The organism is Nocardioides aquiterrae, from assembly GCF_039526625.1.
Classification (GTDB): Bacteria; Actinomycetota; Actinomycetes; order Propionibacteriales; family Nocardioidaceae; genus Nocardioides; species Nocardioides aquiterrae.
The window spans coordinates 34,618-58,889 of record NZ_BAAAJE010000008.1 but is presented as its reverse complement, the minus strand read 5'-3'; the positions used below and the strand labels follow the sequence as shown (position 1 = coordinate 58,889).

24 protein-coding genes and 1 riboswitch are annotated in these 24,272 nt (G+C 73.0%); of the genes, 15 read left to right on the top strand and 9 right to left on the bottom strand.

All coding sequences use genetic code 11. The annotated features are described in order from the left end of the window. The first annotated feature begins 21 nt into the window (after positions 1–21). Entirely contained in the window at positions 22–1,272 is a 1,251-nt protein-coding gene (locus ABD086_RS11315) for an SLC13 family permease (protein ID WP_343907634.1), read from the top strand. A gap of 614 nt (positions 1,273–1,886) precedes the next feature. Here ABD086_RS11315 and ku read toward each other — a convergent pair. Further along, a complete protein-coding gene (gene ku, locus ABD086_RS11310) occupies positions 1,887–2,843 on the bottom strand; it encodes a non-homologous end joining protein Ku (protein WP_343907633.1) in 957 nt (318 codons plus the stop codon). A 79-nt stretch (positions 2,844–2,922) separates the two neighbouring features. Here ku and ligD (ABD086_RS11305) point away from each other — a divergent pair, with 79 nt between their 5' ends. The 12 genes from ligD (ABD086_RS11305) to ABD086_RS11250 all read left to right on the top strand — a co-directional run bounded on the left by ligD (ABD086_RS11305) (position 2,923) and on the right by ABD086_RS11250 (position 14,647). Then, entirely contained in the window at positions 2,923–3,840 is a 918-nt protein-coding gene (gene ligD, locus ABD086_RS11305; protein WP_343907632.1) for a non-homologous end-joining DNA ligase, read from the top strand. After that, entirely contained in the window at positions 3,837–4,526 is a 690-nt protein-coding gene (locus tag ABD086_RS11300) for a L,D-transpeptidase family protein (RefSeq protein WP_343907631.1), read from the top strand. Before ligD (ABD086_RS11305) ends, ABD086_RS11300 begins: the two co-directional genes overlap by 4 nt. After that, positions 4,527–5,444 carry a non-homologous end-joining DNA ligase gene (ligD, locus tag ABD086_RS11295; protein WP_343907630.1) on the top strand — a complete coding sequence of 306 codons (918 nt, stop codon included), beginning with the start codon at positions 4,527–4,529 and terminating at the stop codon, positions 5,442–5,444. It abuts the gene before it with no gap. Positions 5,445–5,557: 113 nt separating this feature from the next. Then, positions 5,558–6,058, top strand: a complete 501-nt coding sequence (locus ABD086_RS11290; protein WP_343907629.1) for a COG1361 family protein — start codon at positions 5,558–5,560, stop codon at positions 6,056–6,058. A 149-nt stretch (positions 6,059–6,207) separates the two neighbouring features. Next, complete coding sequence (locus ABD086_RS11285) at positions 6,208–6,774, top strand: S24/S26 family peptidase (protein ID WP_343907628.1); 567 nt, start codon at positions 6,208–6,210, stop codon at positions 6,772–6,774. A gap of 44 nt (positions 6,775–6,818) precedes the next feature. After that, positions 6,819–7,508, top strand: coding sequence for a response regulator transcription factor (locus tag ABD086_RS11280; protein ID WP_343907627.1), 690 nt, complete (start codon positions 6,819–6,821; stop codon positions 7,506–7,508). Next, the gene (locus ABD086_RS11275; RefSeq protein ID WP_343907626.1) at positions 7,501–8,715 is read left to right on the top strand and encodes an ATP-binding protein; all 1,215 of its coding nucleotides are present in this window, start codon (positions 7,501–7,503) and stop codon (positions 8,713–8,715) included. The genes ABD086_RS11280 and ABD086_RS11275 overlap by 8 nt, the downstream gene beginning before the upstream one ends. Before the next feature lie 32 nt (positions 8,716–8,747). Then, positions 8,748–9,554 (top strand): HAD-IIA family hydrolase, encoded by an 807-nt coding sequence (locus ABD086_RS11270; protein ID WP_343907625.1) that lies wholly within the window; start codon positions 8,748–8,750, stop codon positions 9,552–9,554. 714 nt (positions 9,555–10,268) lie between these two features. Further along, on the top strand, positions 10,269–12,281 hold the full coding sequence (locus ABD086_RS11265) for a hypothetical protein (RefSeq protein ID WP_343907624.1): 2,013 nt from the start codon (positions 10,269–10,271) through the stop codon (positions 12,279–12,281). Further along, positions 12,274–13,101, top strand: coding sequence for an ABC transporter ATP-binding protein (locus ABD086_RS11260; RefSeq protein ID WP_343907623.1), 828 nt, complete (start codon positions 12,274–12,276; stop codon positions 13,099–13,101). The genes ABD086_RS11265 and ABD086_RS11260 overlap by 8 nt, the downstream gene beginning before the upstream one ends. Continuing rightward, positions 13,098–13,751: an ABC transporter ATP-binding protein gene (locus ABD086_RS11255; protein ID WP_343907622.1), complete on the top strand. Its 654-nt coding sequence runs from the start codon at positions 13,098–13,100 to the stop codon at positions 13,749–13,751. The genes ABD086_RS11260 and ABD086_RS11255 overlap by 4 nt, the downstream gene beginning before the upstream one ends. A gap of 191 nt (positions 13,752–13,942) precedes the next feature. Beyond that, positions 13,943–14,092, top strand: a riboswitch (cyclic di-AMP (ydaO/yuaA leader). 3 nt (positions 14,093–14,095) lie between these two features. Beyond that, positions 14,096–14,647 (top strand): C40 family peptidase, encoded by a 552-nt coding sequence (locus ABD086_RS11250; protein ID WP_343907621.1) that lies wholly within the window; start codon positions 14,096–14,098, stop codon positions 14,645–14,647. Between the two features lie 9 nt (positions 14,648–14,656). Here ABD086_RS11250 and ABD086_RS11245 read toward each other — a convergent pair whose 3' ends face one another. Beyond that, positions 14,657–15,223, bottom strand: a complete 567-nt coding sequence (locus ABD086_RS11245) for a hypothetical protein (protein WP_343907620.1) — start codon at positions 15,221–15,223, stop codon at positions 14,657–14,659. 125 nt (positions 15,224–15,348) lie between these two features. On the opposite strand from ABD086_RS11245, the gene ABD086_RS11240 reads away from it, so the two are divergent. After that, entirely contained in the window at positions 15,349–15,738 is a 390-nt protein-coding gene (locus tag ABD086_RS11240; RefSeq protein WP_343907619.1) for a hypothetical protein, read from the top strand. A 1-nt stretch (position 15,739) separates the two neighbouring features. After that, complete coding sequence (locus tag ABD086_RS11235; protein ID WP_343907618.1) at positions 15,740–17,050, top strand: hypothetical protein; 1,311 nt, start codon at positions 15,740–15,742, stop codon at positions 17,048–17,050. A gap of 12 nt (positions 17,051–17,062) precedes the next feature. On the opposite strand, the gene ABD086_RS11230 is transcribed toward ABD086_RS11235, so the two are convergent. The 7 genes from ABD086_RS11230 to ABD086_RS11200 form a co-directional block, all read right to left on the bottom strand. After that, positions 17,063–18,532 (bottom strand): glycoside hydrolase family 6 protein, encoded by a 1,470-nt coding sequence (locus ABD086_RS11230; protein ID WP_343907617.1) that lies wholly within the window; start codon positions 18,530–18,532, stop codon positions 17,063–17,065. 58 nt (positions 18,533–18,590) lie between these two features. Further along, positions 18,591–18,977: a YybH family protein gene (locus ABD086_RS11225; protein WP_343907616.1), complete on the bottom strand. Its 387-nt coding sequence runs from the start codon at positions 18,975–18,977 to the stop codon at positions 18,591–18,593. Between the two features lie 100 nt (positions 18,978–19,077). Continuing rightward, positions 19,078–19,914 carry a fumarylacetoacetate hydrolase family protein gene (locus ABD086_RS11220; protein WP_343907685.1) on the bottom strand — a complete coding sequence of 279 codons (837 nt, stop codon included), beginning with the start codon at positions 19,912–19,914 and terminating at the stop codon, positions 19,078–19,080. A gap of 19 nt (positions 19,915–19,933) precedes the next feature. Continuing rightward, positions 19,934–20,524 carry a (2Fe-2S)-binding protein gene (locus ABD086_RS11215; protein WP_343907615.1) on the bottom strand — a complete coding sequence of 197 codons (591 nt, stop codon included), beginning with the start codon at positions 20,522–20,524 and terminating at the stop codon, positions 19,934–19,936. Positions 20,525–20,527: 3 nt separating this feature from the next. Next, positions 20,528–21,394 (bottom strand): FAD binding domain-containing protein, encoded by an 867-nt coding sequence (locus tag ABD086_RS11210; RefSeq protein WP_343907614.1) that lies wholly within the window; start codon positions 21,392–21,394, stop codon positions 20,528–20,530. Then, entirely contained in the window at positions 21,391–23,838 is a 2,448-nt protein-coding gene (locus ABD086_RS11205) for a xanthine dehydrogenase family protein molybdopterin-binding subunit (RefSeq protein ID WP_343907613.1), read from the bottom strand. Before ABD086_RS11205 ends, ABD086_RS11210 begins: the two co-directional genes overlap by 4 nt. Before the next feature lie 5 nt (positions 23,839–23,843). Beyond that, positions 23,844–24,263 (bottom strand): hypothetical protein, encoded by a 420-nt coding sequence (locus ABD086_RS11200; protein ID WP_343907612.1) that lies wholly within the window; start codon positions 24,261–24,263, stop codon positions 23,844–23,846. Positions 24,264–24,272 lie beyond the last annotated feature (9 nt).

Below are 24,272 nucleotides of genomic sequence, written 5' to 3'. Positions count from 1 at the left end.
TAGGCGGGGTAAGGGACGGTGATGGGATCCGAGTGGGTGGCGATCATCGCCCTCGTCGCACTGTTCGTCGTCGGCACCGTGCTGCCGATCAACATGGGGGCGCTGGCGTACGTCGCGGCCTGGCTGGTCGGCATGTACGCGCTCGGCCTCGACGAGAAGGAGATCCTCACCGGGGTCAGCGGCGACCTGATCCTGACCCTGATCGGCGTGACCTACCTGTTCGCGATCGCGCGCCAGAACGGCACGGTCGACCTGATCGTGCACAGCGCCGTCCGCGCCGTCGGCGGCCGGGTCGCGATGATCCCGTGGGTGATGTTCGCGGTCACGGGCGTGCTCACCGCGATCGGCGCGGTCAGCCCGGCCGCGTGCGCGATCATCGGGCCGATCGCCCTCGGCTTCGCCGGGCGGCACGCCATCAGCCCGCTGATGATGGGCATGATGGTCGTGCACGGCGCCCAGGCCGGCGGATTCTCGCCGATCAGCATCTACGGCACGATCACGAACTCCGTGATGGCGGAGAACGGCCTGCCCGACAGCGAGGTGACGATCTTCCTAGCCAGCCTGGTCGTGAACCTGCTGCTCGCGGTCGTCCTCTTCCTCGTGCTCGGCGGGCGCACGCTCATGTCGCGGCGGATCGACCCGGCGGACGCCGCGCCCGAGGACGCCGCGGGCGGCGTACCCCTGGCCCAGTGGCTCACGCTGGCGGCGTTCGTCCTGGTCGCCGTCGTCGCGCTGGCCTTCGACAAGAACATCGGCTTCGCCGCGATCACCGCGGCCGTCCTGCTGTCGATGCTCGCGCCGAACGCCTACCGGGACACCGTCAAGGACATCGCGTGGCCGACGGTGCTCCTGGTCGCGGGCGTCAGCACCTATGCCGCGATCCTCGAGGCCGCCGGCTCGCCCGAGTTCGTCGGCAGCTGGGCCGCCGGCCTCAGCACGGTGGTGGTCGGCGCGCTGGTGCTCTGTTACGTCGGCGGCGTAGTGTCGGCGTTCGCCTCGTCCACCGCCCTGCTGCCGGTCATCATCCCGATCGCGCTGCCCCTGATCGCCGACGGCGGGATCAGCGCCGGCCTCTTCGTCGCGGCGCTCGCGGTGTCGTCCACCATCGTCGACGTGAGCCCGTTCTCGACCAACGGCGCGCTCATGCTCGCCAACAAGCCCGAGTCGATCGGCGAGCACGTCTACTACCGGCAGATCCTGACCTACAGCGTGCTCGTCGTGCTGATCGGTCCGCTGCTGGTCTGGGCGGGCCTGGTCCTGCCCGGGTGGTGAGCCGCTCTCAGAGCACGAGGCCGCGACGCTCCGTTCGACAGCGGCTGCTGAGCCAGACTGCTCGGGCATGGCAGGACCGCTAGACCGCGTCGAGGTCAGGCGCGCCGGAATCGGGCAGACGAACGGGCGCGCGGCGGTCTCATCGCGGGGGCGGGCACGCTGCTGGCCCCGCCGGCCGTGGTCGGCGGGGTGGGGGTCAGTTGATATGTCGCTGGCCGTGGGGGTCGGTCCACACGAACCCGGTGCCGGGAACACGCATTCGGGGTGGCGGGGGTGTTCATGACACCTACTCAAGCACTGCCCACCGACATCGCCTCTGGCGAGAATCCCCTGTGTCCACAGGGGTTCTGAGCATCGTGGGTTTCAGGGTCGTGTGCCTGAGACCGCGCTATAGCGCGGTCTCAGGCACACGACCCGAAAGCCGCGGCCAGCGAGCCGGGAGCCGGCCGCAACCACCCACCCGCCGTCCCCGCTTCGCTGCCTGTCGGTCGCAACACCAACCAACCCGCAGGCCGCCGGCAGTCAGTCGGCTTCCGGGGTCTCGACGAGCTCGACCAACGGTGCCCCGCCGCTTCCGGGGTCTCGACGAGCTCGACCAACGGCTGCCGCGGCGATCAGCTCGCCTTCCGGGCCGCCGCCTTCTTCGTGGTCTTCTTGGCGGCCGACTTCTTCGCCGCCGACTTCTTGGCCGCGGTCTTCTTCGCGGGAGCCTTCTTGGCCGCGGACTTCTTGGCAGCGGTCTTCTTCGCCGGCTTCTCGTCGTCCGCCGAGTCGTCCGCCGAGTCGTCCGCCGACTCACCCCGCGCGGTCTTGGCCGCGTCGACCGAGCGCTGCAGGGCGGCCAGCAGGTCCACGACCTCGCCGGAGGACTTCGTGGAGGTGGGAGTGCGCTTGACCTCGCCGCCCTCGACCTTGGCCTTGACCAGCGCCTCGACGGCCTCGGCGTAGTCGTCCTCGAACTCGTTCGGGTCGAAGTCGCCGGCGAGGGTCTCGACGAGCATGTGCGCCATCTTGACCTCCTGCGGCTTCACGTCGCCGGCCTCGACGGAGAAGTCCGGCGTGCGGACCTCGTCGGGCCACATCATCGTCTGGAGCACGATCACGTCGTCGCGCACCCGCAGCACCGCCACGGTCGTGCGCTGCCGCAGGGCGACCGTGACCACGGCCATCCGGTCGGCGTCCAGCAGCGCCTGGCGCAGCAGCGCGTAGGGCTTGGCGCCGCTCTTCTCGGGCTCGAGGTAGTACGACTTCTCGAACAGCATCGGGTCGATCTGCTCCGACGGCACGAACTTCTCGACCGCGATCTCGCGCGAGGACGTGGACGGCAGCTCGGCCAGGTCCTCGTCGGTGAGGATGACCATCTCGCCGTCCTCGGTCTCGTAGCCCTTGGCGATGTCGGCGTACGCGACCTCCTCGCCGTCGAGCGAGCAGATCCGCTGGTACTTGATCCGCCCGCCGTCCTTGGCGTGCACCTGCCGGAACGACACGTCGTGCGACTCCGTGGCGGCATACAGCTTCACGGGCACGCTGACCAGCCCGAACGAGACCGCGCCCTTCCAGATCGCACGCATACACATCCTCCTCGATGTCCCGGTGCCCAGTGTGACTCATGTGAATGCCAGGAGTCATCGGTCGGGCAGGATGGCCCGCATGCGCCCGATGCTCGCCACCCACGGCCGGACCGTCCCGGTGGGCGACGCCTGGGCGCACGAGGTCAAGTGGGACGGCGTCCGCGCGCTGACCGAGGTCCGCGACGGCACGCTGCGGATGACCAGCCGCAACGAGAACGCCATCACCATCGCCTGGCCCGAGCTCTCGACCAGCCCGTACGGCGACCGCGACCTCCTCGTCGACGGCGAGATCATCGCGCTCAACGACCGCGGCGTCCCCGACTTCCGCACCCTCCAGGAGCGGATGCACGTGCGCAAGGCACCCACCGCCGAGCGCCTGGCCGAGCGGGTGCCGGCGATCTACATGGTCTTCGACCTGCTCCGCCTCGACGGCCGCGACCTCGCCCAGGAGCCCCTCGAGAAGCGCCGCGCGGCCCTCGCCGACCTCGAGATCGACGGCACCTGGCAGGTCCCGCCGGCGTACGACGACGGAGCGATGCTCTTCGACGCCACCCTCCAGCAGGGTCTGGAGGGGGTGGTCAGCAAGCGGCGCACCTCGACGTACCGCTTCGGCGAGCGCAGCCCGCACTGGCTCAAGCTCGCCCACCGGCACCGGCTGTCGTACGTCGTCGGCGGCTGGCGCCCACAGGAGGGCACCGCCGACCGGCTCGCGTCGCTCCTCGTGGGGGAGGTGACGCCCGCGGGGCTCCTGTACCGGGGCCGGGTGGGCAGCGGCATCGGACCGAAGCAGGGCCGGGCGCTCGCCGAGCTGGTGGCGGGCCTCGGTCGCGCGGACAGCCCGTTCGCCGACGAGGTGCCCGCGATCGACGCCCGCGGCACGCGCTGGCTCGAGCCGGTGCTGGTCGTCGACATCGACACCCACGGCCGTGGGTACGAACGGCTACGCCAGCCCTCGTTCCAGGGGGTCCGCTCCGACCTCACCCCGGAGGACCTGTGAAGCGCCTTGTCCCCCTGCTGCTCGCCGTCAGCCTGCTCGCGCCCGCGCCGGCGCAGGCGGCGCCCCGCCACGTGCGCCTCGACGGCGTCGACGTCCGCCTCCGGGACGGCACCACCCAGGTCGTCACCGTCAACCACACGACCGGCTACCGCGCCCGGGTCACCTGGTGGGTGCTGCGCGACGGCCGCTGGCAGCAGCAGCTCCAGGCCGCCGACGGCCGGATCGGGTACGGCGGCCTCGTCGTCGGCCGGAAGCGGCACCAGGGCACCGGCACCACGCCCCTGGGCAGCTACGACCTGCTCTCGGCGTTCGGCATGCACCGCCAGGACCCGAAGTGGGACCTGGCCTACCGCAAGGTCCGCCGGGGCGACTACTGGGTGCAGGACAACGGCAGCCGCTACTACAACCGCTACCGCAACAAGAGCCAGGGCGGGTTCCGCTGGCGGCTCCCGGCGAGCGACCCGAACTCCTCCGAGCGGCTGCTCGACTACCGCAGTCAGTACGAGTGGTCGATCGTCACCAGCTTCAACCGCGGGCAGGTCCGCCACCGCGGCGCCGGGATCTTCCTGCACGTCAACGGCTCCGGGGCCACGGCCGGCTGCGTGAGCGCGCCGCGCCGGTTCATCCGGGCGCTGATGTTCCGCCTCGACCCCGACCAGCGCCCCGTGATCGCGATCGGACGCTGAATGGCAGGGGAGAAGGACGAGGTCCGGGTCGACGTCGACGGCCGCACGCTCACGATCAGCAACCTGCACAAGGTGCTCTACCCGCGCACCGGGACGACCAAGGGCGAGGTGCTCAACTACTACGCGCAGGTCGCCCCGGTGCTGCTGCCGCACCTGAAGGACCGCTGCGTCACCCGGATCCGCTGGCCGCACGGCGTCCAGGACGGCAGCTTCTTCGAGAAGAACGTCCCGAACGGCACGCCGTCGTGGGTGCGCACCGCGAAGGTCCCGACCACCGGCTCCCGGGCGTCTCGCTCTGCCGGCTCCGGGGGAGGCGACACCCTGGTCTTCCCGATCGTCGACGACCTGGCCACGCTCACCTGGCTGGTCAACCTCGCCGCGCTGGAGCTGCACGTCCACCAGTGGACCGTGGACGGCAAGGACCGGCCCCGCGGTGCCGACCGCCTCGTCATCGACCTCGACCCCGGCGAGCCCGCCGGCCTGCACGAGTGCTGCCAGGTCGCGCTCCTGGTCCGCGAGAAGCTCGCCGAGCGGGACCTGGACGCCCGGCCGGTCACCAGCGGCTCCAAGGGCCTGCACCTGTACGCCGACCTGCCCGCGCGGCTGTCGCCCGACGAGTCGACGGCGCTGGCGAAGGAGGTCGCCGAGGAGCTCCAGGGTGAGCGGCCGCAGCTGGTCACCGCGACGATGACCAAGGCGAAGCGGTCCGGGAAGGTGTTCCTGGACTGGTCGCAGAACGCCGGCTCCAAGACGACGATCTCGCCGTACTCCCTGCGCGGACGCGATGTCCCGACGGTGGCCACCCCGGTGTCCTGGGCGGAGGTCGAGGCGGGGGCGGAGGACGCCCTCGAGCTCGACCAGTTCCGGTTCGAGGCGGTCCTCGAGCGCGTGCGCGAGCACGGCGACCTGTTCTCCTGAACCTGCGGGCTGTTACCGAACGGTGGAGAACCCTTGGACGACGTGTTGATCTGACGTGGAGACCCCGGGCCTAGCGTCAGTGACGTACCACCTGAAGCACCGGGGGGATGCTGATGACCACGACGACTGCTGCCACCACGGCCAGGAAGCTGCTGCTACCTGTGGGCAGTGTCGTCGGTGCCGGCGTGCTGGCCATGGTCCTCGGTGTCCCGTGGACGAGCGCCAGCGAGGGATCCTCCGGGATCCGGCTGCTGGCCGACGACAACCAGGGAGCGACGCTGACCATCAGCAAGATCGAGCCCGGGGCGTCGGTGTCTCGCAGCGTGACCATCCGCAACTCTGGCGGTCTCGCTTCGAAGCTCTTCTTCTCGGAGTCCGGAGATCCCTCGCCGTTCGCGGACGGGGAGCTCCACCTGGTCATCGACCAGGACGGCACCACGCTGTTCGACGGCGACTTCGCCGCGATGAGCGACCAGGCGCAGGATGTGGGAACGCTCGAACCGGGGGGCTCGAGCACCTTCACCTTCACCGTGTCGCTCCCGGACGACGCGCCGTTCGCCAACCAGGGCGAGCCGGCGACGGCGTCGTACACGTGGGTCAACTCCGAGCCCTGAGCATCAGAGTCTGACGGCGGGCACCGCGCCTCTGGGGGGAGCGCGGACGGTCGCCGGCAGACGGTCACCCGGACGGGCTCGTCCGGCGCTGTTGGGGGGAGCGCCGGACGGCCGTCCGGACCGGACACCGCTCGGAAAGACGACCACCCATGGAGATCACGACCTCCCCGCACCGCCCGGCGTCGACGCCGTGGGGGCGGCTCGTCGCGCTCGTCGTGATCCTCGGACCCGTCACCGTCCTCGTGCTGCTGCCGATCGGCCTCGGGCTCCAGCGCTACGTCATGACCGGCGACTCGATGGACGGCGAGCGCCCCGACGGCATCCCGCGCGGCTCCGTCGTGTTCGAGCGGCCGGTCCCCGTCGACGACCTCCGCGTGGGCGACGTGATCACCTACCGGCCGCCGGCGTCCGCGCACGTCGACGGCATGGTCACCCACCGGATCGTCGCGATCGACCACAGCGGCATCGTCACCCAGGGCGACGCCCTCGCCGAGCCCGACCCGTGGCGGCTCCAGCCGGACGGCAGTGTGGTCCCGCAGGTGGTCTTCAGCCTGCCGTGGGTCGGCTACGCCTACCTCGTGCTCGGCGATCCCGTCCTCTGGCTGCTGCTCCTCGGGGGCGCCGGCCTGCTCGCCGCGCTGCTGGCGGCCGGCACCGTGCGATCCCGGCGCCCCGCCGCGGTCCTGGTGGGAGCGGGCACGGGGGGGCAACGGTGAGCACTGTCCACGGGCCAGGGGTCGATCCCCCTATGCTCACTCCCATGGCGCAACGAGTTCTGGTCGTGGAGGACGAGGAGGACATCGCGTTCCCCCTGGTGCGCACGCTGGAGCGTGAAGGGTACGACGTCTCCTGGGTGGACAGCGGCCAGAAGGCCCTGGACACCCTGGCCACGTCACCCGAAGTGGTGATCCTCGACCTCGGGCTGCCCGACATCGACGGGCTCGAAGTCTGCCGTCGGGCCCGCGAGGCCGGCTTCGAGGGGGCGATCATGATCGTCACCGCCCGGGCCGGCGAGCTCGACCGCGTGGTCGGGCTCGACTACGGGGCCGACGACTACCTGGCCAAGCCGTTCGGGCTGGCCGAGCTCCAGGCGCGCGTGCGCGCCCTGTTGCGCCGTACCGCCTCCTCGGCCCAGGCCGGGTCCACGCCGCCCAACGGGCTGCGGATCGACGTGGACGCACGGCGCGTCTACGCCGGCACGGAGGAGGTCCCGCTCACCGGCAAGGAGTTCGAGGTGCTGAACATCCTGGCCGCCAACCGGGACAAGGTGGTCTCTCGCGGTCGGCTGATGGCCGACGTGTGGGACGAGAACTGGTACGGCTCGACCAAGACGCTGGACGTCACGATCGGCCGGTTGCGCCAGAAGCTCGAGAGCGTGGGTGTGACGGATCGGGTCGTGGCCGTTCGGGGCGTGGGATTCCGCCTCGAGGGCGGCACCCCCGATGCGTGAACGCCTGACCGCCGCCTTCGTCGTCCTCGCCGTCGTGCTGCTCTTCGGCGCGGGTCTGGTGCGGTCGTACGTGCTGCGCGACCTGGTCCGCGAGCAGGAGTCGTCGCACCTGCGGCAGGAGGCCGAGCTGATCGCCGCGATCATGCGCGACCGCGAGGCAGCCGGCGTCCGGGTCGACCAGGCGTTCCTCGACTCGCTCGTGGGGGTGGAGGCCCGGCTCGAGTACGACCCCGTCAAGGGCCGCACGCTGGTCGCGCACGGCGACGAGTACGCCGGCACCGACGACCCCACGGAGGACATGTCGGTCCGGGCCCGGACCGACGGCGCCTCCCTGATCCTCAGCCAGTCCGACCAGGTGATCCGCGACATCGTGGGCCGCGACACCGGCTCGATCGCGGCGCTGTTCCTGCTGATCGCGGTCGTGGCCGGCATCGTCGGCTTCGTGATCGCGTCGGCGCTGTCCTCGCCGTTCCAGCGGCTCGCCGTGGCCGCCGGCAACCTCGGCCGCGGCCGGTTCGACCTGGAGCTGCCGCGGACCCGCATCCCCGAGGCGCGGGCGATCTCCAACGCGCTGCGCACCAGCGCGCTGCAGCTCGAGGACCGCGTGCACCGCGAGCGGGACTTCGCCGAGCACGCCTCGCACGTCCTCAAGACGCCGCTCACCGGCCTCCGGCTCGAGCTCGAGGACCTCACCCTGCGCGACGACGTCCCCACGGACGTCAAGGAGGCCGCGGCCCGCAGCCTCGCGGCCGTCGACGAGGTGGGCGCGGTGGCCGGCGAGCTGGTCGAGCTGTCCCGCCGGGGCAGCCTCGTCGCCGGCGCCGAGCTGCCGCTCGTCGACCTCGCCACCCAGCTGGCCCAGCGGTGGGCGGACCGGCTCGGGGTCCGCAGCCGCACGCTCACCGCCGCCGCCGAGGGCAACCTGGCGATCACCTACACGCCGGGCCCCGTCGAGCACGTCACCGACCTGCTGCTCGCCGACGTGGTACGCCGCGCGTCGGGGGCGGTGCGCCTGGTCTTCTTCGGGGAGGAGGCCGGCCAGCTCCGCATCCGGATCGAGTCCGAGGGGCGGGCCCAGGAGCACCAGCACGACGGCGAGACGCTGGATCGGATCGCCCAGGCCAGGGCCGTCGTCGAGGCGCTGGGGGGACGGGTCACCGGCGAGCACCCCGCCGACGGCATCGAGGTCCTGCTCCCGCGCCGATGAGTCCGGCTGACGAGGCTGGGTAGGGTCCGGGGATGACCTCGCGGCCCGTGGAGACCTGGCTGACCGACATGGACGGCGTGCTCGTCCACGAGGAGGTGCCGATCCCGGGAGCCCACGAGTTCATCGAGGCCCTCAAGGCCTCCGGCCGGCAGTTCCTGGTGCTGACCAACAACTCGATCTTCACGCCGCGCGACCTGCGCGCCCGGCTGCTCGGCAGCGGCATCGACGTGCCCGAGGACGCGATCTGGACCTCGGCGCTGGCCACCGCCCAGTTCCTCGCCGAGCAGCGGCCCCACGGCACGGCGTACGTCGTCGGCGAAGCGGGCCTGACCACGGCGCTGCACGACATCGGGTACGTCATGACCGACCGCGACCCCGACTACGTCGTGCTGGGGGAGACCCGCACGTACTCGTTCGAGGCGATCACCCGGGCGATCCGGCTGATCGCCGCGGGCGCCCGGTTCATCGCGACCAACCCGGACCCGAGCGGGCCCAGCCAGCACGGGATGCTGCCGGCCACCGGGTCGGTCGCGGCGCTGATCAGCACCGCGACCGGGCGCACGCCGTACTTCATCGGCAAGCCGAACCCGCTGATGATGCGCAGCGCGCTCAACCGGCTCGAGGCGCACTCCGAGACCACGGTGATGATCGGCGACCGGATGGACACCGACATCATCAGCGGCCTCGAGGCGGGGCTGCGCACCGTCCTGGTGACCACCGGATCGACCCGCCCGGAGCAGGTCGAGACGTTCCCCTACCGGCCGACCCGCGTGGTCGAGTCCATCGCGGACCTGGTTCCCGAAGTCGATGCTGGAAGCGCTCCCACCTCCGTAACCTGACGACGTGACCCGGCCCGCTGCCCTCGCGCTGTGGCGGGCCGCGCCGCTCCGGCTCGCGCGGACGCCGGGGTGGGGCGCGCTGGTGCTGGTGGCGGCCACCCTGCTCGTGGCGTCGGTGGTCGCGCCGACGATGTTCGTCGCGACGGCCCGCTCCGCGGCGCTCGCCGACGGGCTCGCCGCCGTCGCGGGTGGGCCGTACGGCGACGGGTCCGGCGACCTCCGGGTCACCTGGGACGGCGTGGTGGGCGACATCGACCCGCTGCTCGACCCGCTGGCCGCGCTCCCGGCGTACGGCGACCCGGTGGTGACCGCCCTCGGGGTCGGCCACAGCCAGGCCGACACCCCGGTCGCGGTCGCCAACGGCCGCTCCGCGCCGGCGGTGATGTGGTACCACGACGGCGCGCTGGCCGCCCTCGGCGCCGACGACGCCGAGGGCGTGTGGCTGCCCAGCGCGACCGCGGACGCGCTCGGCCTGCGCGTCGGTGACCCGCTGAGGATCGGGATGGAGCAGACCTTCCTCGGCACCAGCCGCACGCTCCGCGACACCGTGCTGGCCGGGACCTACGAGACCGCGCCGGGCTCGGCGCTGCCGACCCGGCTGGCGGGCCTGCCCGACGCGGACCGCTGGTTCCTCCCGCACGACCCGACCAACCCCGCGGTCGTCACGCCGATGGCCATCGTCAGCCGGCGACGTTCGACCGCCTCGCACCGAAGGTGCGCGAGAGCCCGCTGTACGTCGTCGACCTGCGGCTCGACCCGCACGTCACCCCGGACCAGGCGAGCGCCGCGGTCGCGGACCTGGCCGCGTACGGCGACGCGGCGTTCGACGGCGCCACGGGCATGTTCGACGAGCTCGCCGGCGCCAAGCCCGCGCCCGCCACGCTGGACGTGATCACCGGCCTCCCGACGATCGCCGGCGCGGCCGACGACACCGCGACCTCGGCGCGCGAGCAGGTGCGGCCGTACGCGCTCGCCGGGCAGGTGCTGGCGGCCCTGCTCCTCGTGGCCGCCTGGATGCTGCTCGGCCTGAGCCGGCGCCGGGAGCAGCTGCTCGCCAGCGGCCTCGGCCTGCGCCCGCTCGAGCTGACCCTGCTCGCCGCCCTCGAGGCGCTGCTCGTCTGTGCCGTCGCCGTCCCCGCCGGCCTGGCGCTGGCCCGGCTCGGCGTCGTCACGGCCGGCCCGCCGACGCCGGCCGACACCTCGGTCACGCGGGACCAGGTGGTGCGCGCGGCCACCGGGGCGGGCGCCGGGCTGCTGCTGGTCGCCCTCACCGCCGCGGCCTCCGCGCTGGCGACCGACCGCCTGGACCGGGTCTCCCGGTTGGGCCGCGGCCGGGTCGCCGTGCCGTGGGGGACCGCGCTCACCGTGGTCACGGCCGTCGTGGCGTTCTCGGTGCTCACCGTGGGCACCACCGACCGGGCCACCACCCCGCTGACCACCGCGTTCCCGTTCCTCGTGGCGGCGACCGTGGCGATGCTGGTGATCCGCGGGACCGCCTGGCTGCGCGCCCGCCGGGCCACCCGCGCGCGTCCCGGCACGCCCAGCTGGCTGGCCGCCCGGCGCACCGGCCCCGTCGTCCGCGAGGTCGTCGCCCTCGCCGCGGTCGTCGCGGTGGCGCTCGGGCTGTTCGCCTACACCCTCACCGTCCGGCGCGGCATCGACGAGGGCGTCGCGGACAAGACCGCCGCGCTGGCCGGGGTCGCCACGACCATCGAGGTCGCGGAGGACTTCCGGGCGCAGGGCGCCGACCGCGCCGTGCTGCCGCCGCTGGACGGCACCACGCTCGTGTGGCGCCGCAACGTGGGGCTCCCGCCCGGGGAGATCCAGGTCCCGCTGATGGCGATCGACCCCACGTCGTTCGCCGGGGTCGCCGACTGGGGCGGCTCCGGCGACCTCGACGCCGGCCGCGCGCTGGTGCCGCGGCTGACGACCAGGGCCAAGGGGCTCCCGGCGATCCTGGCCGGCGACACCCACCTGCGCGCCGGCGACACGACCGTCATCGACCTCGACAGCGTCTCCACCGTGCCGATGTTCGTGCTCGGCGTCGTCCCGGCGTTCCCGGGGTCGGAGACCGAGCCGGGCACCGTCACGGTGGTGCTGGACAGCCGGCGGCTGTTCAAGCTGGTGCCGCCCGACCTGGACCCCCGGCACAAGGGGGCGTCGATCGACAAGCCGGGCGCGCTCACCTCGCTCGTGTGGAGCCGCGAGCCCGCCAGCGACCTGCGCGGCCGGCTCGCCCGCGAGGACGTCGCCACGGACGGCGTGGTCGAGACCGCCGCGGCCGCGCGGATCGAGAACGGGCTGGTCGCCGCCACCTGGGCCGCCGGCTACGCGCTCGCCCTCGGGGCGGTCGTGCTCGCGCTCGCCCTCGCCGCGGGCCTGGTGCTCGCGCTGCGGCTCGCCGACCGCGACACCGTCTCCGACGTGCTGCTGGGCCGGATGGGCTACCGCTCCGGCGACCTGGCCCGGGCGCGCGCCTGGGAGCTGGGGTACGCCGTCGCGACGGCTGTCGTCGCGGCGGTGCTCGCCGCCGCGGTGCTCGTGCTCGCGCCCAGCAGCATCGACGCCGCCGCCGGCATCCCGCCGCTCACGCACCCGCGCCCCGAGGCCTCCGACCTGCTCTGGCTGCTGGGCGTGCTCGCCGGCCTGGTGCTGCCGGCCTGGCTCGCCGGCACGCTGCTCACCCGTCGCCGGCCCGCCGCGGAGGTGCTCCGTGCCGGTGAGTGACACCCGGGCCACCGTGTCGTGCGAGGACCTGGTCAAGGTCTTCCGCTCCGCGACGGGGGAGACCCACGCGCTGCGGGGGCTCGGGCTCGAGCTCGAACCCGGCGCGCTGACCGTGGTCGCCGGCCCGTCCGGCAGCGGCAAGAGCAGCCTGCTGACGCTGCTCGGCGCCCGCGACCGGCCCAGCGCCGGCCGGCTCACCGTGCTCGGCAGCGACGTGGGCGGCGCCTCGACCCGCGAGCTGCGCGGGCTGCGCCGGCGGCGGATCGGGTTCGTGCCGCAGCGCTCCTCGAGCGCGGTGTTCACGCACCTGTGCGCCGCCGACCAGCTCCGCCAGGTCGCGTCCTGGCGGGGCGCCGCCCGCCACGACCCGGACGCGGCGCTCGACGCGGTCGGGCTCGGTGACCGCGCCCGCCACCGCCCCGAGGCGCTCTCCGGCGGGGAGCAGCAACGCCTCGCGGTCGCGATGGCCCTGGTGGGCCGGCCCGCCCTGGTGGTGGCCGACGAGCCGACCGCCGAGCTCGACCACGCGAACGCCGACCGGGTCATGGACGCACTGCTCGCGGCCGCGGCCGCCGGCTCGACGGTCGTGATCAGCAGCCACGACGACCGGATCACGCACCGCGCCGACCGGCTGCTCCGGCTGCGGCACGGCGTGCTGTCGAGCGAGACCGCCGGCCGCCGTACCGCCGCCGCGGTCATCGACGCGACCGGGCGGCTCCAGCTCCCGCCCGAGGTGCTCGAGCTGTTCCCCGACCGCCGGGTGGTGGTCGACGCCGACGGCGACCAGGTGCGGCTGCGGCGACCGGAGGAGGACCGATGAGCGGGCTCCGGGTCGTCGAGGTCGGGCACGGGTACGGCGCGGGCGCCGGCCGCGTCGAGGTGCTGCACGACGTCAGCCTCGCCGCGGCGCCGGGGGAGCTCGTCGCCCTGGCCGGGCCGTCCGGGTCGGGCAAGAGCACCCTGTGCCACCTGGCCGCCGGGTTCGAGCGGCCCGATCGTGGCGAGGTGGCCGTGGACGGCGTCCCGACCGCCGGCGTCACCGACTGGGCCGTGGTGGCCGTCGTGCCGCAGCAGCACGGGCTGCTCGCCGGGCTCAGCGTCGAGGACAACGTGTGCCTGCCGGCGTACCGCGCCGGCGTCGACCCCACCGCGGCGTTCTCGGCGCTCGCCGAGGCCCTCGACCTGGACGCCTTCACCCGGCGCGGCGTCCGGGAGACCTCCCTGGGCGAGCAGCAGCGGACCGCGGTCGCGCGGGCGCTCGTGCTGAGTCCCCGGGTCGCCGTCCTCGACGAGCCGACCGGCCACCAGGACGACGACCACGTGACCCAGGTGGTCGCCGTCCTCGCGGCCGCCGCCCACGCCGGCTCCGCGGTCCTGGTGGCCACCCACGACCGGCGGGTCTGGGAGGTCGCCGACCGCGTCGTCCGCCTCGACGAGGGCCACGTGGTGCAGGGTCGACACCGGGCGTGACACCGGGCGTGACACCGGGCGCGACACCGGTGTAACTGTGTGATCTCCGTCCAACCGGGTCACGATTCCACGCGGGGGGTGTGGCCCAGGCCACGGGATCCGCGGTCCGGCGACTCGTGATCGCGTGAATTCCTCGGCTAGCGTCCCCGATCGCCCGGGCACGCCGAGTCCTGCCACCCGGGCGACCGAACCCGAGACATCAGCACAGGCAGGAGTGGGGGACCCACTTCCGCGGCCGCAGCACCTCCGGCGGCCGCTCGGGGTGAAGCCACCGACCGGTGGCCGGGCACCTTCTCGCCCGAACCCGACAGCTCACCTCACAGGCGTGGGAAGGAAGCATCCGCATGCCCACCCTGCACTCCCTGCGCTCCGGCGCGCTCCGCGTGCTCGCCAGCGGCGCCCTCGCCGTCGGCCTGCTCGCCACCGCACCGACCACCTCCGAGGCCCACGGCGCCACCGCCCACCACGCGGCCCACCACCAGAAGAAGGGCCACAAGCAGGCCCCGTCGGCGCCGTCCGCGCGCCGCGTCGGCAGCGCGATGAGCGTCGCGGTCCACCAGAAGGGCGACCCGTACCGCTACGGCGCCTCGGGCCCGAACGCGTTCGACTGCTCCGGCCTGACCTACTACGCCTTCCGCAAGGCGGGGTTCAAGCACATCCCGCGCACCTCGTCCGCGCAGGCGCACTTCGCCAAGCACATCAAGCGCAGCAACATGAAGCGCGGCGACCTGATCTTCTTCTACGACGGCGGCGGCGTGTACCACGTCGGCGTGTACGCCGGCTTCAGCCACGGGCACCGCTGGGTGCTGCACGCGCCGTACTCCGGCACCCGGGTGCGCACCGACAAGCTGTGGACCGACAAGTGGTACCCCGGCACGCTGCGCTACCGCCGCTGAGGACCCTGCCTACTTCCACTGGAAGGTCGGCAGCACCTGCTCGACGACCTGGGTGCGCTCGGCCGCCGGGACCTTCTCGTTGAACGAGAAGACCAGGGAGACGATCCGGTCGTTCCAGATCGCGCCGTACTCGTCGATGTAGCGGGATCCGCCCACCCAGCCCGCGACGTGGTAGGCGGGCCGGCCGTCGAGCTCGGCCACCGGCAGCAGCTTCGGCTTCCTCGGGCTCGGGTCCGAGGCGATCCGGGTGTGGCCGAGCTGCTCGGCGTCCTGGTCCGACCCGAACGCCTCGATCTCGCCCAGCGACACCCAGGCGAGGTGGTCCGGGCTGTCCGCGGACGTCTCGCCGCTGACGATCGTGCGGCCCCGGGTCCACGCCTCCGGCGCGACCACGGTGCTGTTCGGCTGGGTCAGCCGGATGCCGGTGGCGACGTCCGCGCTCGGGCTGGACGCGGACCCCGACGGGTCCGTCGAGCCGCTCGAGGGCGCCGGGGTCGGGGCCGGGTCGTCGCTGCCGCCGCAGCCGGCGAGCAGGGCGAGCGCCGCGAGAGCGGCGGGTACGGCGGTGCGGCGCATCCATCAGCTCCTGGGTCCGAGATGTTTGCAGCGAATCTAGTCGATGAGGTTTCGTGTCCCGGGCGGCCGGGGTAGGGGGCTGCTGAAGCTGTCGACCTTCAGTTCGGGGGAAGGAACACGTTCAGATGGAAGCGCTGGACATGCTCGGGGTGCTGCAGCTGCCCGAGGACCTGATCGACGAGGTCCGGGGGATGCTCGGCCGGAACGCCGACGAGCTCGAGCAGAACAACGTCAATCCGATCGGCGCGGTCTTCGGGGGGTCCGAGGCCGGCGCGCAGCTCGGCCACCACAGCAGCGTCGCCCAGCAGCACGTCGCCAAGGCCGTGCTGCAGATGGCCGCGGGGCTGCGCGGCTACCGCGACAACCTGTCGAGCTTCACCGACAACATGGTCGACACCGACGTGTCGAACGCGACCGCGCTGAACGGCATCGCGGAGTCGACCTCGTGCGTCGCGGCGCCCAGCTTCGAGACCAACAACTCCTGCTCCCTTCCGCTGTCGACGGAGGGGGACTGACGTGGCCGCCGGACCGCAGCGCGCGCGCCTCGACCAGGCGCTGAACGGCGCGACGCCCGAGACGATCGCGACCCACGCCGACGAGTGGGAGAAGTGCCAGCGCATCCTCGGCCAGATCGGCTTCGCCCTCGCGACCGCCTCGCCCGAGGTCAAGGAGCGGATCGGCGGCAAGACCGGTCCCGCGATCGACGCGGCGTTCCAGCGCTCCGCCCAGAAGATGGGCGACAAGGCCGCCGAGCTGGTCGACGGAGCTCAGGCGCTGCGCAACGCGGCCGACGTCATCACGGCGGCCCGGGCGGAGCAGGCGAACCTGCAGAGCCACCCGCTGAGCGAGCCGCCGCCGTACCAGCGGCCGACCGGCCAGCCGACGCCGCAGGACATCCAGGCCGAGGCCCAGAACCGGCAGGCGCACGCCGACTACCAGGCGGCGTACGCCGACCAGGAGGAGCGCGCGCGCAAGCAGGCCGACGCGATGGACCGGGTCTTCGGGCACTCCACCGCCACGATGAAGAAGATCCACGGCGAGCCCGACCCGCCGCCGAAGCACGTCAACGGCGGCGGTGCCGGCGGGAGCGCCGGCGCCGGTGGGTCCGGCGGCTCCGCGCCCGCGGGTGGGGGCGGCGGTTCGCACTGGCAGACGTCGTCCAACCCGACCTGGCACCCGCACCAGCCGCAGCACCACGACCAGTCCAACCCCGACTCGGGCATCGACTACGTGCCCGGCGACCCCGGCACCGACCCGGGCACCGATCCCAGCTCCGACCCCGGCGGTGCGCCGCAGGGCGGGGGCCCGTTCGACCCGGCCGGCGTCCCGGCCTCCGGCGGTACGCCGGGCGTCTCGGCGGGCGTGCCCGGCGCCTCGGCCGGCGGGCTGACCGCGGGGACCGGCCTCGGCCTCGCGGGTGCCCCGGCGGGCGGCGCGGCGGGCGGCCTGCTCGGCACCGGCCTGACCGCGGGCGGGATCCGCGGCGGGGTCACTCCGGTCGTCACGAACCCCGGCACTGCCGCGGGCGGCGTGCGCGGTATCGGCGCCACGTCACGCACAGGCGTCTCGGGTGGCGCACTCGGCCGCTCCGGCGGGCCCGCGGTCAGCTCGGGCGCCACTGGGCGCGCGGGCTCCGCGGCGGCGACGGGCCGGCGAGGGACGACCGGCGGCAGCCGGGGTGCGGCCGGCGGCCGGGGCACCGGTTCGGTCGCGTCGGGTCGCGGTGGCCGCGGCACGGACGACCGGAAGGGTCGCAAGCGGGATCTCTTCGACACCGAGGACGAGTGGGTCGAGGACGAGGACGCCGCCCCCGGCGTACTCGACTGACCCGACCGACCGCTACGTGCCCTTCGCCGTGAACGGCTCGTAGGGCGAGAACGTCCAGGTCTTCAGCAGCCGGCTCGCGAAGTCCGGGCTGAACTTCGTGCCGCCCTGGCCCTGGTCGGGCAGCCACGGCCGGCTCACCCACAGGTAGGCGTCGACGTACCTGGCCGCGGCCTTGTTCACCTCGGCGCCGAGGTCCCAGGCCGGGTTGTCGACGTCGGTGGTCGGCGGCACGCCGAGTGCGGTGCAGGGCGTGCCCTGGTTCTTCTTCGTGCAGGGGTCGATCTCGCCGGGCGGGGTGTAGGGCTGGTGCGAGCCCGGCGGGTTGATCTCCTTGCCGGCGAACGGCTGGCCGTTGTCGGAGGTGTCGATCACCGCGTGCTTGTTCTTCAGGCCCATCGCGGCCAGCGCCTGGGAGACCTTCTGGGCGAAGAGGATCTCGCGGTCCAGGTAGTTCTTGTGCGAGACGTCGAGGGAGAAGCCGCGGGCGTACTCCACGCCGCACAGCTTGAGGAACTTCGCGACCGGGGCGACCTTGCCCAGCGCCCAGTCCTCGGAGCCCATGTCGACGTACACGCTCACGTTCGGGCCCGCGGCGTCGAGCGTCTTCGACGTCCAGGCGAGCATCCGCGCGGGCAGCAGCGCCTGCTTCCGGCCGACCTTCGGCTTGAGGGTGTGGTAGGCCTTCCACGCGAAGAAGCCGTCCGGCTGGAGCACCACGGCGACCCGGTTGTCCCCGATCGCCCGGGCCACGTTGGTGACGTAGCTCTTGTACGACGCCTGCTCGGCCGGGGTCGGCAGCCGCTGCAGGATGCTGGCCTTGCCCTCCCACGGGAACATCCGGAACAACGTCAGGATCGTCAGCCGCTCCGGGTCGCCGGCCTGCGCGCCCTCGATGTAGTCCTTGGTCTGCTGGTACACCTGCGCGTCGGGGATCCAGTTGCCGAAGAACTTCGCCTTGTGGATCATCGCGATCGGCGCGAGCTTGTCGGGATAGCCCGCGGCCCGCCACCCGATGACGGCCTGGTCCTGCAGGCCGGTGTACACGCCCCACTCGCGACCGGCCAACGGGTTCGACGGGTTCGCGGACTGCACGGTCGTCACCGGTGCGATGTAGAGCTGCTGCGCTGTGGAGACCGTCGCGCTGTGGCTGGCCACGACCGTGGCCCGCACGCCGACGTCGTAGGTGTGCCCGACGACCAGGCCGGGGTCGGTGATCGTGTAGGTCGTCTCGAGGATCGAGGTGTCGACGACCTCGCCGTCGAGGAGGACCTCGTAGGCCAGGCCTGCGGGGACCCCCGAGCTCGGCGGGCTCCACGTCACCCGGATCGCCTTCTGGCCGGCCACGACCGTCGTACGGAGGTCGGTCGGAGCGCCGAGCGAGGGGCCGGCCGCGGACGCGGGCGGCGAGGTGGGGGCCGCGAGCAGGGCCGCGACCAGCGCGACGAGAGCGGCTAACGCTGTACCCAGGACCCGAGGCCTCATGCGCGTGATCGTAGAGAATGTCTGGACCAGTGCGCGACGTTTCGGCCGAACTCGTGACTCATCCCAGCGGGTCGGTGTGGTGGCCGACCATCCGCCACCCGTCGTCCTCGCGGCGGTAGAGGCTGGTGGCCCGGATGTCGACCGTCGTCGGCCGGCCCTCCACTTGGACCTCGCCGCGCTCGAACCCGACTGCGAACCCCAGCCCGTCGCCTTCCACGAGGCGCACCTCCTCGGCGCGGACCTCGCCGCCCAGGTGCGCGTCGGCCTGCGCCTGCCAGGACGCCCGGATCGGCTCCCAGCCGGTGAGCAGCTCCCCGAACGGGCTCATGTAGGTTACGTCGTCCGCGTGCGACCACAGCGCGAGCATCGGCTCGACGTCCCCGCCGAGCATCGCGTTCAGCGCCGTGTAGAACTCCGCCGACGCGGCCTCCAGTGAGCTGGTCATCCCGGTCCTCCTGCGGTCGGCCCGAGAGAGGCCCGAGATCGGTCCGAGGCTCGCACGCGGCCCTGCCCTTGTCCAGGTCGACCGATGCTCGACCTCGACCTCACTCGTCGGTGACGGACTGACGCTGCTCGCCCAGCCCCTCGATCCCGGCCTCGTAGACGTCGCCGCTGCGGAGGTACGGGAACCGTCCGGAGAGCGCGACGCCTTGCGGGGTGCCGGTGTTGACGACGTCGCCGGGCTCGAGGACGAGGTACTGGGAGAGGTGCCAGACGAGGTAGGGAACCGAGAAGATCAGGTCCCGGGTGGAGGACTCCTGGCGGGGCTCGCCGTTGACGGTGGACCACAGACGGAGGGCGCCCACGTCGTGGACCTCGTCGGCGGGGACCAGCCAGGGTCCGAGGGGGTTGAAGGTCTCGCAGCACTTGCCCTTCGACCACTGTCCGCCGGACTCGTCGAACTGGAACCCGCGCTCGGAGACGTCGTTCGAGAGGCAGTAGCCGGCGACGTGCTCCCAGGCGTCGTCGGGGGAGTCGAGGTAGCGGGCGCGACGGCCGACGACCACCGCCAGCTCCACCTCCCAGTCGACCTTCTCGGCACCGCGCGGGATCCGGACGTCGTCGTACGGCCCGACGACCGTGTTGGGGTGCTTGAGGAAGACGACGGGGGACGCGGGCGGTGCGGCGCCCATCTCCGCGGCGTGGGCGGCGTAGTTCTGGCCGATGCAGATCACGGCCTGCGGGCGGGCGACCGGGGCGCCGATCCGGCCGTCCACCGGCGTCTCCGGGAGGGTGCCCGCCGCCAGCGCCCCGCGCACCCGGTCGATGCCGCCGCCGGCGAGGAAGGCTCCGTCGATGTCGTGGGTGAGCGGCCTCAGGTCGTAGGTCCGGCCGTCGTGCCGCACGACCGGCCGCTCGGAACCGGCCGGGCCGGTGCGCATCAGCTCCACGTCGCCCGCCTCAGGCGGGCTCGGCGGCGGCGCTGCCCGTGCTCTCGGCCGGCTCACCCCGCAGCTCGGCGGCCGCGTCCATCGCGGCGTCGACGATGTGCTGGTAGCCGGTGCAGCGGCAGAGGTTGCCGCAGATGGCCGTGCGGACCTCGTCGCGGGTCGGGTCGGTGTGCTCCTCCAGATAGTTCTTGAGCACCATCACCATGCCCGGCGTGCAGAAGCCGCACTGGACGGCGTGCCGGCGGTGGAACGCGGCTTGCAGGGGGTGCAGCGCCGAGGCGTCGGAGCCCAGGGCGTCGAGCGGCTGGTACATGCCGGCCAGGCTCTGGGTGGTGACGTGCTCGATCGGCGACACCGACTGCGGCGTGACCCCCTCGATGGTGCCGACGTGCCGGTCGGCGACCTGGACGGCGAGCACGTTGCACGACTTGACCACCTGGCCGTCGACCTCCACCGCGCAGCAGCCGCAGCGGGCCTCGAGGCAGCCGTTGTGGGTGCCCGTCAGGCCGGCCTCGTCGCGGATGAACTCGAGCAACAGCATCCGCTCGTCGATCTCGGCGGTGTGGCTCGTGCCGTTGACGGTGATCGTGATGGTCTGCACGGATCAGCTCCTGCTCGTCTCGGTGGCGCGGCGGATGGCGTCGCGGGCGAGCACGGCGACGAGCTCGCGCTGGTATCTGCGGAGGTCGGATGCCGAGGGCCCCAGCGGCACCGCCTCCTCGGCCACCGCACGGCCGGCCCCGACCGTGTCGAGCGAGGCCGCCTCGGCGCCGGCGAGGTCGGCCGCGACACCCTCGACCACGAGCGGTGCCGGAGCCACCGCCCCCACGACGACCCGCAGCTCCTCGAGCCGTCCGGCCTCGTCGACCCGCGCCGCGCAGAGCACCGAGGCGAGCGCCGCGTCGAACGTGCGCACGCGGAACTTCTGGAAGGCGGCACCGGTGAAGCGCTCCAGCCCGGGCACGCTGAGCGTGGTCAGCAGCTCGGTCGCGCCGCACCGTGCCCCGCCCGCCGGGTCGAAGAACGCCGCGGCCGGGACCCGACGGCCGCCCTCCACCGACAGCAGCTCCAGCTCGGCGTCCACGCCGACCGCGACGGTCGGCATGTCGAACCGTGGGTCGGCCTGGCAGAGCGCGCCGCCGATGGTCCCCATCGTCCGCACCGGCCGGTCCGCCAGGTTGCCGGCGACGGCCGCGATCTCGGCGTGCCAGCCCGGCAGCTCGGCTCGCTCCAGCGTGGCGTAGCTGGTGGCGGCCCCGATGGACAGTCGCCCGGCGGCCTCGGCGCTCCAGCCCGAGAGCGCGGGGATCCGGCCCACCGCCACCAGCGCTCGCGGCGTGGCGTCGCGCTGCTTCATTGCGAGCAGCAGGCTCTGCCCGCCGGCGATCACCCGGGCGGTGTCGCCGCGGTCGGCGAGCAGGCCGACGGCCTCGTCGACGTGCGCCGGGGTCAGGTAGTCGAAGGGCTTCACAGGAACAGGTCCTCCTCGTCCGACGTCGGCCGGGGCCACTCCTCGTGGCTGCGGGGGCCCGTGAAGCCGGGCATGTCGTCGGGATAGCGCAGCCGGGCGACGCCGGTCCGCTCCTTCTCGCGCAGGGCGAGCGCCATCCGGTCCGGCGTGATCGGCAGGCAGGTGAAGCGGACGCCGGTGGCGTCGTAGACCGCGTTGCCGATCGCCGCGGGCACCGGGCCCGTGCCCGACTCGCCGGCACCCTTCTGGCCGCCGGGGATCTTCACCGACGGCGCCGGGACCTCCTGCATGTTGGTCAGCTCGGGCACCTCGGTGGCGTACGGCGCGGCGTAGTCCTTGAGGCTGGCGGACATCAGGTGGCCCGCGTCGTCGTACACGTAGTCCTCGCCGAGCGCCATGCCGATGCCCATCAGGAAGCCGCCCTGGTGCTGGCCCTCGACCACCAGCGGGTTGATGACCGTGCCGGTGTCGTGGACCATCGCGTAGTCCACGACCGTCACCCTCCCGGTCTCCGGGTCGACGGCCACGCGGGCCGCGTGCGCGGCCGTGGAGTAGGTGACGCTGAAGTTGCCGGAGCCGTCGGGGGCCTCCCGCTCGGTGGGGGTGTCGTACGTCGCGACCGCCTCCAGCGTGGGCTCGAAGCCGGGCGGCAGCTGGTGGGTGCGGTAGGCGGCGTACGCCGCGAGGTTCTCCAGGTAGAGCCCGGTGCCCACCATCCCCTTGACGTGCACCCGGTCGTCCCCGGTGTCGAGGTCGTCGGGGCTGACCTCCAGCAGGTGCGACGCGATCTCGAGGACCTTCTCCCGGAGCCGCTCGGTGGCCTGCCGGCAGGCGGTCCCGAGGACCGCGGCGCCGCGGCTGGCGTAGGTGCCCAGCCCGAACGGCGCCGTGGTGCTGTCGGGCGGCGCCAGCCGGATCTTCTCGAAGCCGACGCCGAGCACGTCGCTGACGATCTGGGCCAGCATCGTGGCGTGGCTCTGCCCGTGCGAGACGTCGCTGGAGAAGACGGTGACGGTGCCGTCGGTCTCCAGCCGCAGCCGGACGGCGGACAGGTCGGTGTCGAGCGACGGGTGGCGGCAGCTCGTGTACTTCATCGACACCGCCAGCCCGACGCCCTCGTAGGGCCTCGGCTCGGCGCGGTGCCGCTGCCACCCGATCCGCTCCGCCGACACCCGGATGCACTCGGTGACCGAGGTGCTGTCGATCTCCTGGCCCATCGGGGTGCGGAAGGGGAAGGCCTCCGGGTCGACCGCGTTCCGCAGCCGCAGCTCCAGCGGGTCCATGCCCAGCTCCTCGGCCGCCATGTCCACCAGCTGCTCCTTGGCCCAGATCATCTGGGGGATCCCGAAGCCGCGCAGCGGCCCGGCCGGCGCGGTGTTGGTGTGCACGATGTCGGCGTCGACGTGGATGTTCGGGATCGGGTAGGGCAGCATCCCGACGTTGGTGCCGATGTGCACGACCTGGTTGCCCCACAGCGACGTCGCGCCGCAGTCGTGCACGACGTAGTCGCGGTAGCCGGTGATCGTCCCGTCCCGCTTGAGCATCAGCTCCGCGTAGCGGATCTGCCCGGTCCGGGCGGTGCCGGCGCGGAAGATCTCCGCCCGGCTCAGCACGATCTTCACCGGCCGGCCGAGCCGCATCGACAGCACCGAGGCGATCACCTCGTGGGCGAACATCTGCGCCTTGGAGCCGAAGCCGGCGCCGACGTCCGGCACGATCACGCGGACCCTGGTGCGCGGGATCTGCAGCGCGTCGGCCAGGCCGTCGCGCACCATGAACGTCGACTGGGTCGACGTGTAGACGGTCAGCTCGCCGGTGAAGGAGTCGTAGCTGGCGACGCAGCCGTGCGGGTCGAGCGCGACGCCGGCCTGGCGGTTGGACCGGAACCGCTGCCGGACGACGACGTCGGCGTCCTGCTCGGCGGCCGCGATGTCGCCGATCCGGACCCGGTACCGGTCGAAGATGTTGCCCTCGCCGAACTCGTAGGTGATGCCCTCCTGGACCAGCGGCGACCCCGAGGTGAGCGCGGCCTCCGGGTCCAGCGCGACGGGCAACTCGTCGTACGACACCTTGATCGCCTCGAGCGCGTCGAGCGCCGTGTAGGCGTCGTCGGCCACGACCGCGGCGACCTCCTGGCCCTCGAAGAGCACCTTGTCGACGGCGAACGGGAAGTGGTCCCCGACCAGCAGGTCCTGCATCAGGTCGCCCCACGGCTTCACCCGGCCGAGGATGTCCCGGCCGGTGAGGGTGGCCCGTACGCCGGGCAGGGCGGCTGCCGCGCTCACGTCGATCTCGCGGATCCGGGCGTGGGCCACGTCGGCGCGGAGGATCTTGCCGATCAGCATGCCGGGCAGCCGGATGTCGTCGATGAACCGCGCGGTGCCGGTGAGGAGGGCCAGGTCCTCCTTGCGGGGGACGGAGCGGCCGACGAGCTTCTGGGTCATCGGGGTCACCAGGTCAGGAAGGAGATCGCGGCCAGCAGCCGCCGGCGCTCGGTCTCGTTGCCGCGGATCTTGATCCGGCCGGCGATGGCCTCGATCGCCGAGGTCGTCTCGTCGTAGTAGATCCGCTGCATGGTCTCCGAGAGCATCACGACCAGGATCCGGGGCCGCTCGGGCAACCCGGCCTTGACCCAGGTGACCATCCCCTCGTCGATCTGGACCGTGAAGTCCTGCTGCACGTCCGGCATCCGCAGCACCAGCGGCCAGTCCCGCCACTTCTTCACGGCTCCGACGGTGTCCTTGTTGGTGTTCCACTTCCGCAGGTAGTACTCGCGGAGGATGTCCGTGAGGTACTCCGTGGTGACCACCTCCGGGCGGGGGAGGTACTCGTGGTCCTGGCGGCCTGCCGCCGTCGCCTCGTTGGGCATCGCTGCTCC